This is a genomic window from Microcoleus sp. w2-18bC1, from assembly GCF_036700365.1.
GTDB lineage: Bacteria > Cyanobacteriota > Cyanobacteriia > Cyanobacteriales > Microcoleaceae > Microcoleus.
The window spans coordinates 97,497-112,714 of record NZ_JAUBOS010000002.1 but is presented as its reverse complement, the minus strand read 5'-3'; the positions used below and the strand labels follow the sequence as shown (position 1 = coordinate 112,714).

Genomic DNA, 15,218 nt, shown 5'->3' with positions numbered 1-15,218 from the left:
GAAATGGGCGATCGAACTTTTGAAAAGTTCGATCGATGCGATCGCAGATTAAAAGACTTTTCGCTTAACAATTATTGGTGGTTTGCGATCGCTTTTAATTTTTCCAAACTTAACAACAAAGCCAACTATTCTTGCTGGCATTATCTAGAACTGAAACCGACCACCTCAATGAACTTTTCGCTGCGGGTATAACGTTCAGGTTGAGCGGTTGCAAATAGCACTCCTAGCACCACCAGCGACTTTCAACAATCTCCTCCAACCGAATTGTTAGGTTGCGCCGTTAGCTTAACGATTTCACGATCCCGCCTTTGCTAAATAGACAGTAGGTGTAGATCGCTAGACATTACCTTAATCTAACTCAAATCGTTGCCAATCAATGCGATCGCACAAAGGTTATGATTGTCATCCCTGCTCACCTGAACGTTTGCAATGGCTTCTAGGAATTTTTTGGTATCACAGGGTCTTGCTTTGGGGTCATTCTCAAATCGTCGCCAATCGATGTGATCACACAAAGGTTATGATTGTCATCCATAACCACCCGACCTTTTGCAATGGCTTGTCGGAATTTTTTGATATCACAGGGTCTTGCTTTGGGGTCAGGTGTCTGCTGATCGATAAATACCCTTGAGTGTTTAGAGATGAGCCAACCCAGAGGCAACTTAACTCCATCACCTGACTTTTTCAGGAACAAGGTTCTGAATTTATATTTGAGTGGATCGTCAATCCCATCATTGACCGTGAACGTAGACAACTCAACAGCACTGCGGCTGCGGGACTTGCGCGCACTAAACAAGGCACGAACTGGGGATAAAACCTCGTTCAGTCCTTCACTCTTGAGTTGAGTTGTAGGCTCGTTAAATTGCCCATCAATTAAGGATAGGTAGACAATTTCAAAGGTTGTTCCGTAACCATTAAGTCGCTGTAAGCTCCGCCCAATGTCCAAAGCGGTAGGAATACCAGAATTATCAAAATAGCCGCCATCAGCCAAATGCAATTTACTTTTGTCCTTACTGCGTTGGTACCACCCTACAGGGGTGAAGTAGGGAAAACGAGCACTGAGGCCAGCCGCTGTACTCAGTTTCAAATCTAGATCGGGTTCATCAATGGCAATATTTTCTTTGTTGGGCAAGTTAATCTGAAAGGGGCTGATCACCAGGCGATCGCCAGTTTCGACAACAGTTGTGTTGAGAACCAGTGCAGGGGCAATGCCCTGGGGCTGCCAGTGTTGGTAAAAAGACTGCCGCAAGGGATTATCTTGATTTGGAAGAGACAGCTTATCCCAAGCTTTTTCAAACGCAACTTCCAGACCTCTTCCCCGATCCCAATCGTATATTGGGAAAAAGATAAATCGTTGAATCAGGTCAGGGAATAGCCCCATCGTTAGGAGGGGCGTAAGCAAGTCACTGCTAAACAGTTTGCTAGCCGTTTGGCTAAGGGATGTACCACTAATTCCACCAAATTTCACCAAACTTGAAAAGGCAGAAGCCCCCAAGCTACCGCCAGAAACACTACTGATTGCAAATATATGCTGAGGAAAACTTGGAAAATATTCTGTTAGCTTTGTGAAGGCTGTCGCTGCATGATAAGCGGCATAGATACCCCCACCTTGAGCCGCAGCGATATAGACAGGATAGGGTTTATTTGAGAATTGATCGAGATCGGGGCGATTAGCTAACCATTGCTGAAAACTAGATTCTAAAGCTGGAAGGACTGACTTTTCGGGTTTGCTAAATTGTCGAAAGCGATGATTGTCATTAAAATTAAAATTGCTAGAAACAACAATCAACACGATGAGAATCGTAATCCCAGGTATTTTGGTTTGCAGACCCCAGTCGTAAATTGTTGAAAAAACAACCACCACAATCGTCAATGATATTGCCACCACACTAATTGATCCCAGCAGATCGGGAAGAAATGTCGGAGGCATTATCAACCCTAATGCGAGGGATGCCAGCAGAGAAATTGAACAAGTCCTAACAACTGTAATTCGTGATTTTATCGTGGGTTGCCAAGAAAACAGCGCCATATTAAAAAATACGAGCAACAGAAAAACAGCAACTAAACCAAAAGACAAATGTGAATCTTTTGCTGCCACGATCATAGGCAAAGATAAAACAATAAAAACAAAGCAGGAAATATTAACAAATACATTTTCAAATTTTTTACCAAATAGACCTTCACCCTTTTTGCTAGAGGCAAAGGAACCTAGGTACTTTGAGTTTTTTAAAAGTTCAACACGTTTAATTATTAAATAAGATAAAATTCCTAATAAAACTATATTGCTAAACATCCACACTAGCAAAAAAATCTTGGGAGTAGGATCTGATAAGTTCTGCAATGTTTTTTGGGTAGCCCAAGTGCCATAAGCAAGGCTACCCAGTGGTATAGTACCTAGCAAACGAGGTGCATTTTTGTATAAGCAATCGAATTTTGGCTTGTAGAAGTCAGGAAGACGAGCTTCATAGCATTTCTCAAGTAAACGTGCCGCGAACCACACACCAAGTGAAAGAAAAACAACCAATACTGTAGAAAAAACTGCCTGAGCTACATTATTATCGAAAGCAATTACACGATAGACCTCAATGGTTTGATCGATCTGGGTATAAAAATACCAAGATACCACTGCGATTGTCAGAGGTACTCTTAAATATATCAAAAACTGCACGATGGGTTTAAGCTGGTTTTCAAACCAATTAGAAATTATTTTAATTAATTTATTTCTGTTATCACTTTCAAGCATATATCACTAACTAATGACTTTAAGGGAACATCTCTATCTTGACATAAGTGCAACCTAACGGCTAAATTGAGCGGAAAACGATCGCCTCTGACTCAAACCTCAAATATTGCGATTTTGTCAGATCCAATGATTCGTTAGGCATCGATCGCTTAACAATTATTTATGCTTTGCGCTCACCGATAACTTCAGCTTGACTAAAATCATAGGTGTTTGTCCGCTCCAATGATTTGTTATACCTTGATCGCTTCAATAGTCCGGACTGTTTTTAGTTCTTAGGCTGAAAACCACGATTTTCCGTTCGTAGCGAACTTGCCTTGGAGCTTTGAAACCCTTATTCTACGGTTGGCAATCAAAAACTGTCCGAAGTATTGTTAACAATTATTTATGCTTCGCGATCGCCAGCCCAAAATGCTCACTCATCCCAAAATTCGTGGTGTGACACGCTCGCGGGTGCCAAAGGTGGGATCAATTTTAGCGTGAGGTTCTTTCTCTAAAGTCATGTTTAAGTCGTCCAGGACTGTGAGTAACTTGGCGCCACCACAAACGCAAAAACTCGCTCAGACTTCAATTGAACCTTTTCTGTTCCCGATCGGTCTAAATTCAAGACAGACCCATCAGGTCTAATTTATATGTACTTAGTAAAGCACTTTCAGATTAAAAAAGAGTTGACTCCGTGGCTTAGCGGACTCCTGGCCACATCCCTGCTTGCAGGAGTCGGCTACACAGCTTACAGCCAGTTAACAGTCAAATCCAGCCGCGAAACCAGGCGCAAGGAAAAAACCGTTGCTATCGAAAGGGTGAACCTGCCGATTACTATTTCGGCAAATGGCACAATTGTGCCTGAACGTTCCGTTAACGTCAGCCCCAAAACTTCAGGAATGCTCAAAAGTTTGCTTGTCAAGGAAGGAGATAAGGTTGAACAAGGGCAGATTCTCGCCTACATGGACGACTCCAACCTCCAAGGCCAACTTACCCAAACTCGCGGACAACTCGCAGCCGCGGAAGCAAACCTGCAAAAATTGCTCAACGGCACTCGAACCCAGGACATTGCCGTGGCTAAGGCAGTGTTAGCAGAACAGCAGGCAAGTCTGGAAAAATTGCTCAACGGCAATCGAACCCAAGACATTGCTGTAGCTGAGGCACAACTAGCAGAACAACAGGCAAGTCTGCAAAAATTGCTTAACGGCAATCGAACCCAGGATATTGCTGTAGCCGAGGCACAACTAGCTGAACAACAGGCAAATTTACAAAAATTGCTTAAGGGCAATCGGCCTGAAGACATCGCCCAAGCGATCGCCAAACTCAGAGATGCCGAATACGCCAAAAACCAAGCAGAGGAAGACTTTCAGAGAAATCAGGAACTCTATAATGCCGGAGCCATTGCTTTGCAAGTTGTCAACAACTCCCGCACCGAGCGCGATCGAGCTCAAACGCAAGTCAGGCAAGCCGAACAAGCTGTAGCTTTGCTGCAAGCGGGTGCTCGCCCCGAAGAAATCGCTGCGGGGCGGGCTGCTGTGGAGCAAAAACGGCAAGCTTTGACCCTGGCGCGATCGGGTGCTCGCCCCGAAGAAATCGCTGCGGGGCGGGCTGCTGTGGAGCAAAAACGGCAAGCTTTGGCCCTGGCGCGATCGGGCGCACGCCCGGAAGACATCGCTGGGGGACAGGCTGCCGTCGAGCAAAAACAGCAAGCTTTGGCGCTACTAGAAGCCGGTTCTCGCCCGGAAGACATCGCCCAAGCCCGCGCTCAAGTTCTCGCCGCTAGAGGCAGCCTGCAAAGCGTTCAAGCGCAGATTAACGACACTGTGCTGCGGGCTCCTTTCACCGGCACTGTTACTCGCAAGTACGCCGATCCGGGCGCTTTTGTGACTCCCACTACGGCAGGTAGTGCGGTTTCTTCGGCGACTTCTTCTTCGATTTTGTCCTTAGCTTCAAAAAATCAATTAGTAGCAAACGTAGCAGAAACAAATATTTCTCAGATTCGGATCGGCCAGGCTGCGTCTATTCAAGCTGATGCTTTTGCGGGAAAGACTTTTGTAGGTAAAATCAGTCAAATTTCGCCTCAGTCGATCGTCCAGCAAAATGTGACAAGTTTTGAGGTTAAAGCGGCAATTATTAATGATGATAAACAAATGCTGCGATCGGGCATGAATGTGAATGTTGAGTTTAAGGCTGGTGAACTCAAAAATGTTTTGGTAGTTCCGACTGCGGCAATTGTCCGCCAACAAAGGGAAACGGGGGTTTATGTTCCGGGTCCAGAAGATGGTAAACCTGCTTTTATGCCGATTAAGACTGGTATGACGGTGGATGATAAGACGGAAGTGCGATCGGGTTTGAAAGGAGATGAAAAAGTGCTGCTTAGTTTACCCCCCGGATTGCGGCCTAGATCCCAAAATCCATCGGGTGGGATTCCGGGTTTGCAACCGGGTGGGGGAACGCGCTTGCGTTAGGGTTTTGATTTTTTTATTGAACCGCGAAGGCGCGAAGGGCGCGAAGGAGGAAAAGTTCGGCAACGGATTCTGTAACGGATGTCAGGAAGAAGGAAGAAAGTTTTAATTACCGATGCCCAATGCCCAATGCCCAATGCCCAATGCCCAATGCCCAATGCCCAATCAATAATAATATGAAATTACAGACTCGCCCCCGCACCAACAAAATCTCTAATGTTCAAATCGCGTTCATGGCGACAGAGGCGCTGTGGAATAATAAGTTGCGTACCAGTTTAACTATGCTGGGCGTAATTATTGGGATATCTTCGGTAATTGCTATTACTTCGGTGGGACAGGGAGTACAAAAATCAACTGAAGAACAGTTAAAGGCTTTGGGTACAAATGTGCTGTTGGTTTTATCGGGCGCTTCGCGATCGGGCGGTGTCAGTCAGGGAAGCGGTTCTGCTACTACTCTTACTTGGGATGACGCTAGGGCGATCGGCAAACAAGCTCCCGCTGTTAAGGCGATTTCGGCTTATTTGCAGCGCCAAGTGCAAGTGGTTTACGGCGGACAAAATTCATTTACTTCGATTTTGGGAACGGATTTAAACTATCCAGATGTGAAGAACATTCAACCCCAAGAAGGACGGTTTTTTAACGAGGATGAATTGAATGCTGCTGAGCCTGTAGTTGTCCTCGGTTCTAAGGTGCGGGACGAACTTTTTGGAGCCGGAGTTAATGCGCTATCCTCCGATATTCGCATTCAGGGAAACCGCTACAAGGTCATTGGAGTGATGGAAAGCAAGGGGTCTGTAGGGGGGACTGATCAGGACGATAGAGTGTATATTCCCCTCAAAAATATGTCTTCGCGGATTGTGGGTAGAAATTCTTTAGCGGGGATTGCGATATCGGGTTTTTGGTTGGAAACTGCCGGCGAAGCGGATTTAGCGGATGCTCAATTTCAAGTGGAAAATATCATGCGCTTGCGCCACAATATTTATCCGCCACAACCGGATGATTTTCGAGTTGTCAATCAAGCTGAAATAGTCAATACTTTTAGTAATGTGATCGGTTTATTTACGGTTATGGTGGGCGCGATCGCCGGAATTTCTTTGGTGGTTGGAGGCATCGGTATTGCTAATATTATGTTGGTGTCTGTTGTGGAACGGACTAAGGAAATCGGGATTCGCAAAGCGGTAGGTGCTACTAATGCAGCAATTCTAATTCAATTTATGGCGGAATCTATTTTAGTTTCCACGGTGGGGGGAACGGCGGGTATTGGGTTGGGAGTTGCAATCGCGTTTGGGGCTTCGACAGCGTTCAAATTTCCGTTTGTGGTTTCTGTATGGTCGATCGCGGCAGGTTTTGGGCTGTCTTTTACTGTAGGCTTATTGGCGGGAGTATTGCCGGCTCGGAATGCGGCTCGCTTAGATCCGATCGCAGCTTTGCGGAATGATTGAAGTTACTGACATTCAACCCCGTTAAATTCAACAGTCTTGGACGCAGGAGTGGTCAGAAACCAGGTTTGATGGACGATCAGACTTCGTTTTAGGCTACAGATGCGCTAACGGGACTTAAACAAAAATCAGCTCAAAAATGGCTGCAAACTCAGATCGGTAAACCATTTGAGCTTGAATTTGCTTGGATCTCGAATTGACAAGGGTTTTAGCTCTGACGGGGCGTCAAACTCTTTCCTTTATCTAGACTGCGTTTCAGGTAAGGGAAAGAGCTTGACGCCCATTATAAATAATATACGCTCATTCAAATATAATAACAAAAACCCCTTATCCAACACGCAATTTCCATGTTAGAAGCATTGGTATTGGCAACAGTATTTTGCGGATTTTTTGGTATCATCTTTAAAAAGAACCTGCTCATGAAAATCGTCTGTATGGATGTCATGAGTACAGGGGTTATCGCCTATTACGTGGTGGTGGCATCGCGAGCAGGCTTGCTGACACCAATTATTTCAAAGGGGAAAAATGTTGTCGCTTACGCCGATCCAGTTCCCCAGGCGGTGATCTTAACGGCGATCGTGATCGGCTTTTCGATTCAGGCTTTAATGCTGGTCAGTGTGATGAAGCTGGCACGAGATAATCCGACATTAGAAAGTAACGAAATCGAGATGAATAATACCCCATGAATACCCTGACGCTAGCCTGGATTGGACTCCCGTTTTTTGTCGGGTTTAGTATTTATTTGATTCCGAAGTTTGCCAAGTATCTGGCAATATTCGGCGCGATAGCGTCCGCTGCCTATGCGTTCCAGCTTTTTGCTATGCCGTCAGCGGTGACGCTGCAGTTACTGGATAATTTCAGTGTCACGTTGTTAGTCGATCGCTTGAGCGGCTATTTCATCTTAACCAATGCCTTAGTCACAGCAGCGGTGATTATCTACTGTTGGCCCACAGATAAGACGGCATTTTTTTATGCACAAATTCTGATGTTGCATGGCAGCCTGAATGCGGCTTTTGCCTCTACTGACTTTATCAGTTTATATGTGGGGTTAGAAGTCAGTGGCATTGCGGCTTTTCTGTTGATTGCCTATGCTCGCACCGATCGCTCGATTTGGGTGGCTTTGCGCTATCTATTTATTAGCAACACGGCAATGCTGTTTTATCTAGTCGGTGCCGTGCTGGTTTATAAGGCTAGTAATTCGTTTAGTTTTGCCGGCTTGGGTGCAGCGCCCCCAGAGGCGATCGCTCTGATCTTTATGGCACTCTTGGTTAAGGGAGGTGTGTTTGTATCGGGGTTATGGCTACCGTTAACTCACTCGGAATCAGAAACGCCTGTGTCGGCTTTGCTGTCAGGGATTGTGGTCAAAGCGGGGGTATATCCCCTCGTGCGGTGCGCGCTGATGGTGGAGGAGGTGGCACCAATCGTCCAGATTTTCGGAGTCGGGGCGGCGTTTATGGGCGTGTTCTATGGCATCTTTGAAAAGGATACCAAGCGGGTGCTGGCGTTCAGTACGGTTTCACAGTTAGGTTGGATTCTCGTAGCCCCGGAAGTAGCAGGCTTTTATGCCCTCGCCCACGGCTTGGTCAAATCGGCGCTGTTCCTGATTGCGGGTTCTTTACCCAGCCGCGACTTTAAGGAATTGCGACAAAAGCAGATTAATACTACGCTTTGGATTGCCTTAGTCGTGGCTAGCCTTTCGATCTCAGGCTTTCCCTTTTTGGTTGGCTTTGGGGCAAAGATGTTGACTCTGAAGAATTTGACACCCGCTTATGCGATCGCCATGAATGTAGCAGCAGTAGGAACGGCTATCCTATTTGCTAAATTCATCTTTCTGCCCCGTGGTGGAGAAGCAAAAAAATCAAAACCTGGTTTTTGGCCTGCGGTGTTGCTGTTGCTAGGTGGGCTGATTGCAGCCAATGCTTTTGATGTTCAGGCTTATACGCTGGAAAATATGCTTAAGGCGATCGCCATCATCGGTGTTGGTTGGTTAGCCTATTTTCTAATTTTTCAACGCACGGCCATCAAACTGCCACGTATGCTTGAACAATTCGATCATTTGGTCGGTTTTATGAGCTTGATTTCGCTCCTACTATTCTGGATGGCATTCTCAACATGATTGGACAGCTAATATTAAGACTGACGATCTGGTTTCTACTGACAGCCGATTTTAGTTTGGCAAATATTGCGATCGGCTTCATCATTGCTTTCCTGTTGCCGCGCAGCTACGCACCCCCGGAACCTTTGAGGGAATGGTTGGGAGTGTTGGGTAAAATCTTCATGGCGATTCCGATAGCTTATTTAGAAGCATTTGAACTCATCCTCCGTCCCCATAGGCACGAAGATGTGATCATGGAAAAAGTGCCAAACCATCGATCGCCCTTGCTGATCTTCCTAGATGTCTTCCTGATCACTTTTACTCCCAAGACGATTGTTGTGAAATATCACGAAGAGGGTTTTTACGAAGTACACCGAGTGCGACGGACATCAAACACCTAGTTCAAGTTTGTTTCTGAATGATTTAACCGCTTTTGGCGCCGAGTCAGAGAAGAGAAGAGAGAAATGAATAATTCCGATTTAGCTAAGTAAGAAAAATCAGGAGTGAACACAATTGAACAACTTGAACAACTTGATTCTAATTGCGATGATTCTGGCTCTGCTCATACCCATGTACGAGGTATGGAAAGATCATGATATCTGGCAGACAATGTTGGCCTTTGCAAGTATTTCGAGCAAGGCGGCAATCATCGCTCTCGTCATATCCGTCTGGCGCGATGATTGGATGATCGGTGTGGTGGCGGCGATTATCCTCAGTGTGGGTAATGCTGGATTGATGTTGTTGGCACATATAATCAAACGTATCAGTGAAGCATGATCGTAATAGATGTATTGAGCTATACCTGCATCGGTATAGGGATTTTTTTCTGGTTTTGGGGTACTTCTTTCCTACTTGGGAAGCGATCGGTTTTATATAAACTGCACAGTCTTTCGGTAGCAGATACGCTGGGTTCGATCGCGATCGTCGTCGGATTGCTGCTGCAAATACCCAATAAATGGCCCCTGCTGATTCTGGCGATCATTTGCTTAGCAACCTGGAACACCATGCTGGGATATGTGTTGGCCTATTGTTCCAAAACAGGGAGTAACTATGAACGATAATAGCTACATTTATGTCCTCGTCGCTCTGCTACCCTTAGCTGCTGGTATGGTGGTATTTCAGGTCAATCCATACCACGCATTGCTACTGCGGGGGGTATTGGGAGCGATCGCCGCCTTGGTGTATACAATTTTAGGCGCGGGGGATGTGGGCTTGACCGAAGCCTTGATGGGTACTCTGCTGGCGATTACACTTTATGCAGTGACGGTGCGTTCATCCTTCGTGCTGCGTCTGGGTGTAATCGAAGAGGGGACAGAGGGCGATGCTATACCAAACGACAAAACCGCAGGTGATTTTAAGCAACTGATAGATGACATCCGCACAATTTTTCAGAAACGCCATATGCGCCTGGAACTCGTTCCCTATGCGACTACACAGGCATTGCAGCGGGCGCTGAGGGAAAAAGAAGTTCATGCAGCTTGTGCGCCACAAAGCCTATTGGAAAACAGCGGCGAAGCGCAACTTTATAACACCGCAACCAGAGTTCGGCGTGTCTATGACATCATGCAAACCGAACTTTCATCACCAGGGACAACCCTAACCTATGTAAATACACCAGACGCAGAGGACAAACATTGATGAAGTGGGTTTACTTTTTATCAGGGATAGCGCTGTTTGTCAAAATGCTGCTAATCGCCAATCCCACAATGGAGTTATCGCAGCAAAGTTCGATCGTCGAATTGGTTGTTCAAGATAGTGGAGTAACCAATGCGGTTTCCGGTATCATTTTGCGAAATCGGCTGTACGACACGATCTTTGAAGTTGTGGTATTTACGATCGCCATCTTGGGTGCAAGTTTTATGCTAGCAAATGAAAAGCCGTCCTGCGCCATATATCAGTTTACCGATCAACCATCGATTATTTTGGCGCGATTGGGAGCGACGATTGCCGCGTTGGTGGGTATCGAACTAGCAATTCGCGGGCATTTAAGTCCTGGCGGTGGTTTTGCTGCGGGTGTAGCGGGGGGAACTGCAATCGGCTTGGTGGCGATTACCTCATCACCGCAGTGGATGCAAGAAATCTACCAGCGCTGGCACGCCGCGACTTTGGAGAAAGTTTCGGTACTTGTTTTCATTGTATTGTCCGTTATCACTCTGTCAGGATATGAGTTACCCCACGGAGAGTTAGGCACGCTTTTCAGCGGTGGCATTCTCCCCTTGCTGAATATCCTGGTTGCAGTCAAAGTCGCATTAGGATCGTGGGCGGTGATGTTGGTGTTTATTCGCTATCGCGGATTGCTATGACAAATGTTCCGATCTCAAATCCATTGACATCGAAATTAATCATCTCTCTCAATCTCTGACTCAGTGTCCTCTGTGTTCTCTGCGGTTTAATCATTCAGAAACAACCGTAAACGATATTTTACGTTTATAAGGCTTACGCACGAGTAGTCAGAAACCGGGTTTTTTTGCGAGGTCAAAAACCCGGTTTCTTTGCTTTTGATAAGAAATTCCTGTGAGCTCATCTGCGTTTATCTGCGTGCATCTGCGGTTAAAAAATCCCAATCTGTAAGATATCAGCTTACACTAAACCAGCTTGAAAAATCTGGTTTGCAGTGAGGTTCAAATCAGGAAAAGTTTGCGACACAATGCGATCGTTCTCTCGAAACTTGAGGATTTGATATTCACCATCAACCAAGTTACAGACAGAAATTGTCGGTTGTTTAGGATTGCCAATAAAATTGCGTCCACCCAACGCAGCATAATCCACAATCCAATATTCAGGGATACCCATCTCTTCATAATCAGCGTATTTCAAATAGTAATCATCGCGCCAATTGGTTGACACAACCTCAATTACCAACGGTATCGATGCACCCCAAGTTAGGATAGATTGTTTTTTCCACAATGTTTCGTTCGCCAGATTTCCACGATTCAGCACCAACACATCAGGCAAATAACCAGAATCTTTTTCAGGAGGTCTAACTATCACTTGGCGGGGGATACCGTAGGGCAATCCCAGACGTTTGATTTCAACAGGAATTTCGACTGCAAGAAAGCTTATAACTTCCTCGTGTTCGCCTACTGGTTGTGCCATCTCAACAATATCTCCATTATGCAGTTCGTAGCGTACCGCCGAATTTTCAGGTAGCCACTCCACAAATTCCTCGAAGTTTACGAGTTTGGGTAAAGCTTGAGTCATAGGTTTTCAGAATCACCGATAATATAAATTATATCTCTATCTATCTGCGTTTATCTGCGTGCATCTGCAGTTATAAATTACAATTTTTTATAAAGTCCGTAAGTTATTGTGCCGCTTATGCTGTAACCATTTCGGGTTTGATATCAGGTGATGCTGGCTCAAAATACAACACCATGATTTGCTCTGGATACAACCCGACAGATTCATAAGTGCGTCCGTTGCGATCGCTAAATTCAACCTCAAACGCTGCACCATCAGCCAACAGTTCAACTACAGTCCCTACTTGTCCGCGCCACAGATTGTATTCAGGAATGTCAACGGTTAAGGCAACGACATCTAGTAATTTAATTGTATTCTTTACCACTTTTATTACCTTCAGGCACTACAGAGGATAGCAGGTTGTTAATCTCGGAATTTCCAAGTCGTGCTCAATAATCCAGCCACTCCGAAGAGTCGCGCTTCTATTTTGCCATTCTATCGTGAAATCTAGGCTGTAGCGTTGCCCGAACCCATCCCGCCTCCCTAACTGAGCTTCGTGAGTTTGAATGACTTCAAGCAAAATTTGGCGCAATTCCTCAGCATTGTTAGGCGTCATCCCAAGAATTGAAGAAAAAAGCCGCGCTTTGTGTTTGCCATCGTCGTGTTCTGGATTGAGGCAGTAGTCACGAAGTTTACGAATATCAACAACTGCATTCTTTGCATTTGGAATGAGCATAGAAAAGCTGATACGAATAAGCAGCCCTCAGTTTATCTTGAAATCGGCGATCGCTTTAACGGCCAAGCTCACCGGATGCAGATAATCTTTCGGACTCAACGTCATCTACCTTGAAGATTTAATCTTATCAATAACCTGCAACATTCTCTTTGCACAGGCAACTGCCTGATCTGCGGTTTGGCACTCTGAGGCTCGGATTCGCTCAATATGGACCCCCTCATGGGCAAGCATAGCTGTCCTATCATGTGCTGCTGCTGGTGTTTCTTTATGTACAGTATCACCATCTACTTCTACAACCAGTACAACACCGTTTTTAACAATGACAAAATCGGGTTCAATTCTTTTGTATTCTTCACCACCTCTAATGAAAACGGGTAATGGAGCAAAGGGTACCCCAAGTAATTTAAGAGCTTTGTAAAAAAGCACTTCGTTCTGAGAACGAAAGAACAGCCCGTCTACTATTCTCGAAGGTATATTATCAGACCTAACACGACCTTGATTATTGACACCTTTACCTGTGACCCAATTGTTTGCTTTTTCACGCCACTCCTCACCTGCGCTCAGAATTGGAGTAATACTCAAATAAGCTAAATCATCATCTGGGTATGGTTTGAGAAGTATTCTTGCCTTCTCCAGAATTAGATTTTCATATACCTCAATCTCGTCAGAAATTTCCGAGTAAAGGCAATCAGGAACTTGAAGATAGAGGTGGTAAATGTCTTGGCCGAATTCTTCCCGACACCAGTCGATACTATACTCTGCATTTGCTAGGATAGCCACCTGACGCACGGAACCTTCTGACGCAAATAGGCTTGCGCTTGTCGCCAGAAGAGCTTCAATATCATTAATGAGTCTGCGACTTGGGTTTGAGGTCATGCGAAGGTATTATAATTCTTAGAGTAAAAACATCGCCCTACAGCAATAGATTAAAAAAACAGAGGGCGGGTGGGTGCATAAAACTTGACTGCAAAAGTCAAATTTTATGCTCTACACCCGCCCTCGCAAAACTCCCTTAATAAGCGTCTTGCAATTCGTAAAAATCAGGGGAAATGTAATCTTTCCGCAGCGGCCAGCCTACCCAATCTTCGTTCATCAAAATCCGTTTCAGATTCGGATGTCCTTCGTACACAATGCCGTACATATCGTAGGATTCCCGCTCTTGAAAGTCGGCTGCTTTCCAAATCCAGTATACTGATGGCACTCTGGGATCTTCGCGGGGTACGAATACTTTGACGCGGACTTCTTCAGGCTTGGAAGCATTGTCTGTCAGTTTAACCAAGTGGTAGACGCTGACTAAATCTTGTCCCGGCCCTTGGTCGTAGGCGCACTGGCACTGCATATAATTAAACCCGTAGGCATACAGTGCTGTTGACATTGGAATTAAGAAGTCTCGATCGACCTTTAATATCTCCACGCCCAAATTATCGGCCGCTAAAGCTTCATGTTCAAAGCCATTTTGAGTCAACCACTGGGAAACCTTCCCGGCTTCAACAATTGAGGTTTCTGTCTCAGCCACGGTTTACCTCCTGTTTTTGTCCTGCAAGCAGGGCCGGTGGTACTGGCATTCCCATAGCTTCCGTCAATTCCTTCGGCGGCGCTATCCGGCCTGGAATAGACAAGTATTTGCCGTCCAAAATGTCGTCTACTACTTTCATTTTGTGGGGTCTGGTGTAGTAGCGGTGGGTTGGCAGCAAATTGGCCCGTTCTTGCATGGAATCGTTGGCGATTTTTTTCCGCAGTTTGATAATTGCGTCAATAATCGCTTCAGGGCGGGGGGGACAGCCGGGGATGTACACGTCTACGGGAATCAGTTTGTCAACGCCTCTGACTGCTGTGGGGGAGTCCATGCTGAACATTCCGCCGGTGATGGTGCATGCGCCCATCGCGATGACGTATTTGGGTTCCGGCATTTGTTCGTACAGCCGCACCAAGATGGGGGCGTACTTCATGGTAATTGTGCCGGCGGTGATGATCAAGTCGGCTTGCCGGGGGCTCGATCGCGGTACTAAGCCGAATCTGTCGAAGTCAAAGCGCGATCCGATCAAAGCTGCAAATTCGATGAAGCAGCAGGCTGTGCCGAAAAGCAGCGGCCACAGGCTGGAAAGTCTCGCCCAATTGTAGAGGTCATCCACTGTTGTCAGGATGACGTTCTCTGAGAGTTGCGATGTGACTTCCGGGCGCTCGACTGGGTTGATCAGCGCTTTTTGTGATTTGTCAGAACTTAAGACCATTCCAAGGCTCCTTTGCGCCATGCATAGACAAGAGCAATAACGAGGATCGTGATAAAAAACAAGGCTTCGATGAAAGCCAACAGTCCTAGCTGGTTGAAAGCAACCGCCCAAGGATAGAGGAAGACGGTCTCTACGTCGAAGATGACGAAGACTAGGGCGAACATATAATATCTGATGTTGAACTGAATCCAGGCTCCGCCGATCGGCTCGACGCCGGATTCGTAGGTAGTGCGTCGGTCGTAGGGACGACTTTTCGGGCGCAGTACCTTAGACGCCGTGAGGGCGAGGATAGGGACTAGGCTGGAAATTAACAGGAAGCCTAAGAAATACTCGTAGCCGCTGAGTGCAAACAC

At 46.0% G+C, this 15,218-nt stretch carries 18 protein-coding genes; 10 read left to right on the top strand and 8 right to left on the bottom strand.

Features of this window, described 5'->3' with window-relative positions:
• Positions 1-3: 3 nt before the first annotated feature.
• The gene (locus QT979_RS02635) at positions 4-192 is read left to right on the top strand and encodes a hypothetical protein (protein WP_333307993.1); all 189 of its coding nucleotides are present in this window, start codon (positions 4-6) and stop codon (positions 190-192) included.
• Between the two features lie 244 nt (positions 193-436).
• On the opposite strand, the gene QT979_RS02630 is transcribed toward QT979_RS02635, so the two are convergent.
• Complete coding sequence (locus QT979_RS02630) at positions 437-2,740, bottom strand: patatin-like phospholipase family protein (RefSeq protein ID WP_333307991.1); 2,304 nt, start codon at positions 2,738-2,740, stop codon at positions 437-439.
• 629 nt (positions 2,741-3,369) lie between these two features.
• On the opposite strand from QT979_RS02630, the gene QT979_RS02625 reads away from it, so the two are divergent.
• The 9 genes from QT979_RS02625 (at position 3,370) to QT979_RS02585 (ending at position 11,021) form a co-directional block, all read left to right on the top strand.
• Positions 3,370-5,187, top strand: coding sequence for an efflux RND transporter periplasmic adaptor subunit (locus tag QT979_RS02625; RefSeq protein WP_333307989.1), 1,818 nt, complete (start codon positions 3,370-3,372; stop codon positions 5,185-5,187).
• A 173-nt stretch (positions 5,188-5,360) separates the two neighbouring features.
• On the top strand, positions 5,361-6,626 hold the full coding sequence (locus QT979_RS02620; RefSeq protein ID WP_333213779.1) for an ABC transporter permease: 1,266 nt from the start codon (positions 5,361-5,363) through the stop codon (positions 6,624-6,626).
• Between the two features lie 344 nt (positions 6,627-6,970).
• Positions 6,971-7,309, top strand: coding sequence for an NADH-quinone oxidoreductase subunit K (locus tag QT979_RS02615; protein ID WP_333307987.1), 339 nt, complete (start codon positions 6,971-6,973; stop codon positions 7,307-7,309).
• Entirely contained in the window at positions 7,306-8,739 is a 1,434-nt protein-coding gene (locus QT979_RS02610) for a cation:proton antiporter (RefSeq protein WP_333307985.1), read from the top strand. The genes QT979_RS02615 and QT979_RS02610 overlap by 4 nt, the downstream gene beginning before the upstream one ends.
• Positions 8,736-9,119: a Na+/H+ antiporter subunit E gene (locus tag QT979_RS02605; RefSeq protein ID WP_333230471.1), complete on the top strand. Its 384-nt coding sequence runs from the start codon at positions 8,736-8,738 to the stop codon at positions 9,117-9,119. The genes QT979_RS02610 and QT979_RS02605 overlap by 4 nt, the downstream gene beginning before the upstream one ends.
• Before the next feature lie 145 nt (positions 9,120-9,264).
• Entirely contained in the window at positions 9,265-9,495 is a 231-nt protein-coding gene (locus QT979_RS02600; protein WP_333308098.1) for a hypothetical protein, read from the top strand.
• A complete protein-coding gene (locus tag QT979_RS02595) occupies positions 9,492-9,779 on the top strand; it encodes a monovalent cation/H(+) antiporter subunit G (RefSeq protein ID WP_333307983.1) in 288 nt (95 codons plus the stop codon). The genes QT979_RS02600 and QT979_RS02595 overlap by 4 nt, the downstream gene beginning before the upstream one ends.
• Complete coding sequence (locus QT979_RS02590; RefSeq protein ID WP_333213789.1) at positions 9,769-10,356, top strand: DUF4040 domain-containing protein; 588 nt, start codon at positions 9,769-9,771, stop codon at positions 10,354-10,356. Before QT979_RS02595 ends, QT979_RS02590 begins: the two co-directional genes overlap by 11 nt.
• Positions 10,356-11,021 (top strand): Na(+)/H(+) antiporter subunit B, encoded by a 666-nt coding sequence (locus tag QT979_RS02585; protein ID WP_333213791.1) that lies wholly within the window; start codon positions 10,356-10,358, stop codon positions 11,019-11,021. Before QT979_RS02590 ends, QT979_RS02585 begins: the two co-directional genes overlap by 1 nt.
• A 277-nt stretch (positions 11,022-11,298) precedes the next feature.
• Here QT979_RS02585 and QT979_RS02580 read toward each other — a convergent pair whose 3' ends face one another.
• From QT979_RS02580 to ndhC, 7 genes are all read right to left on the bottom strand, one after another.
• Positions 11,299-11,919 (bottom strand): Uma2 family endonuclease, encoded by a 621-nt coding sequence (locus tag QT979_RS02580; RefSeq protein ID WP_333213793.1) that lies wholly within the window; start codon positions 11,917-11,919, stop codon positions 11,299-11,301.
• Between the two features lie 115 nt (positions 11,920-12,034).
• A complete protein-coding gene (locus tag QT979_RS02575) occupies positions 12,035-12,283 on the bottom strand; it encodes a DUF4926 domain-containing protein (RefSeq protein ID WP_333307981.1) in 249 nt (82 codons plus the stop codon).
• Positions 12,284-12,301: 18 nt separating this feature from the next.
• On the bottom strand, positions 12,302-12,634 hold the full coding sequence (locus QT979_RS02570; protein ID WP_333307979.1) for a DUF6883 domain-containing protein: 333 nt from the start codon (positions 12,632-12,634) through the stop codon (positions 12,302-12,304).
• 105 nt (positions 12,635-12,739) lie between these two features.
• Positions 12,740-13,510 (bottom strand): hypothetical protein, encoded by a 771-nt coding sequence (locus QT979_RS02565; RefSeq protein ID WP_333307977.1) that lies wholly within the window; start codon positions 13,508-13,510, stop codon positions 12,740-12,742.
• 136 nt (positions 13,511-13,646) lie between these two features.
• Positions 13,647-14,150: an NAD(P)H-quinone oxidoreductase subunit J gene (locus tag QT979_RS02560; RefSeq protein WP_332960671.1), complete on the bottom strand. Its 504-nt coding sequence runs from the start codon at positions 14,148-14,150 to the stop codon at positions 13,647-13,649.
• The gene (ndhK, locus tag QT979_RS02555; protein WP_333307975.1) at positions 14,143-14,865 is read right to left on the bottom strand and encodes a photosynthetic/respiratory NAD(P)H-quinone oxidoreductase subunit K; all 723 of its coding nucleotides are present in this window, start codon (positions 14,863-14,865) and stop codon (positions 14,143-14,145) included. Before ndhK ends, QT979_RS02560 begins: the two co-directional genes overlap by 8 nt.
• Positions 14,856-15,218, bottom strand: a complete 363-nt coding sequence (gene ndhC / locus QT979_RS02550) for a photosynthetic/respiratory NAD(P)H-quinone oxidoreductase subunit C (RefSeq protein WP_006635500.1) — start codon at positions 15,216-15,218, stop codon at positions 14,856-14,858. Before ndhC ends, ndhK begins: the two co-directional genes overlap by 10 nt.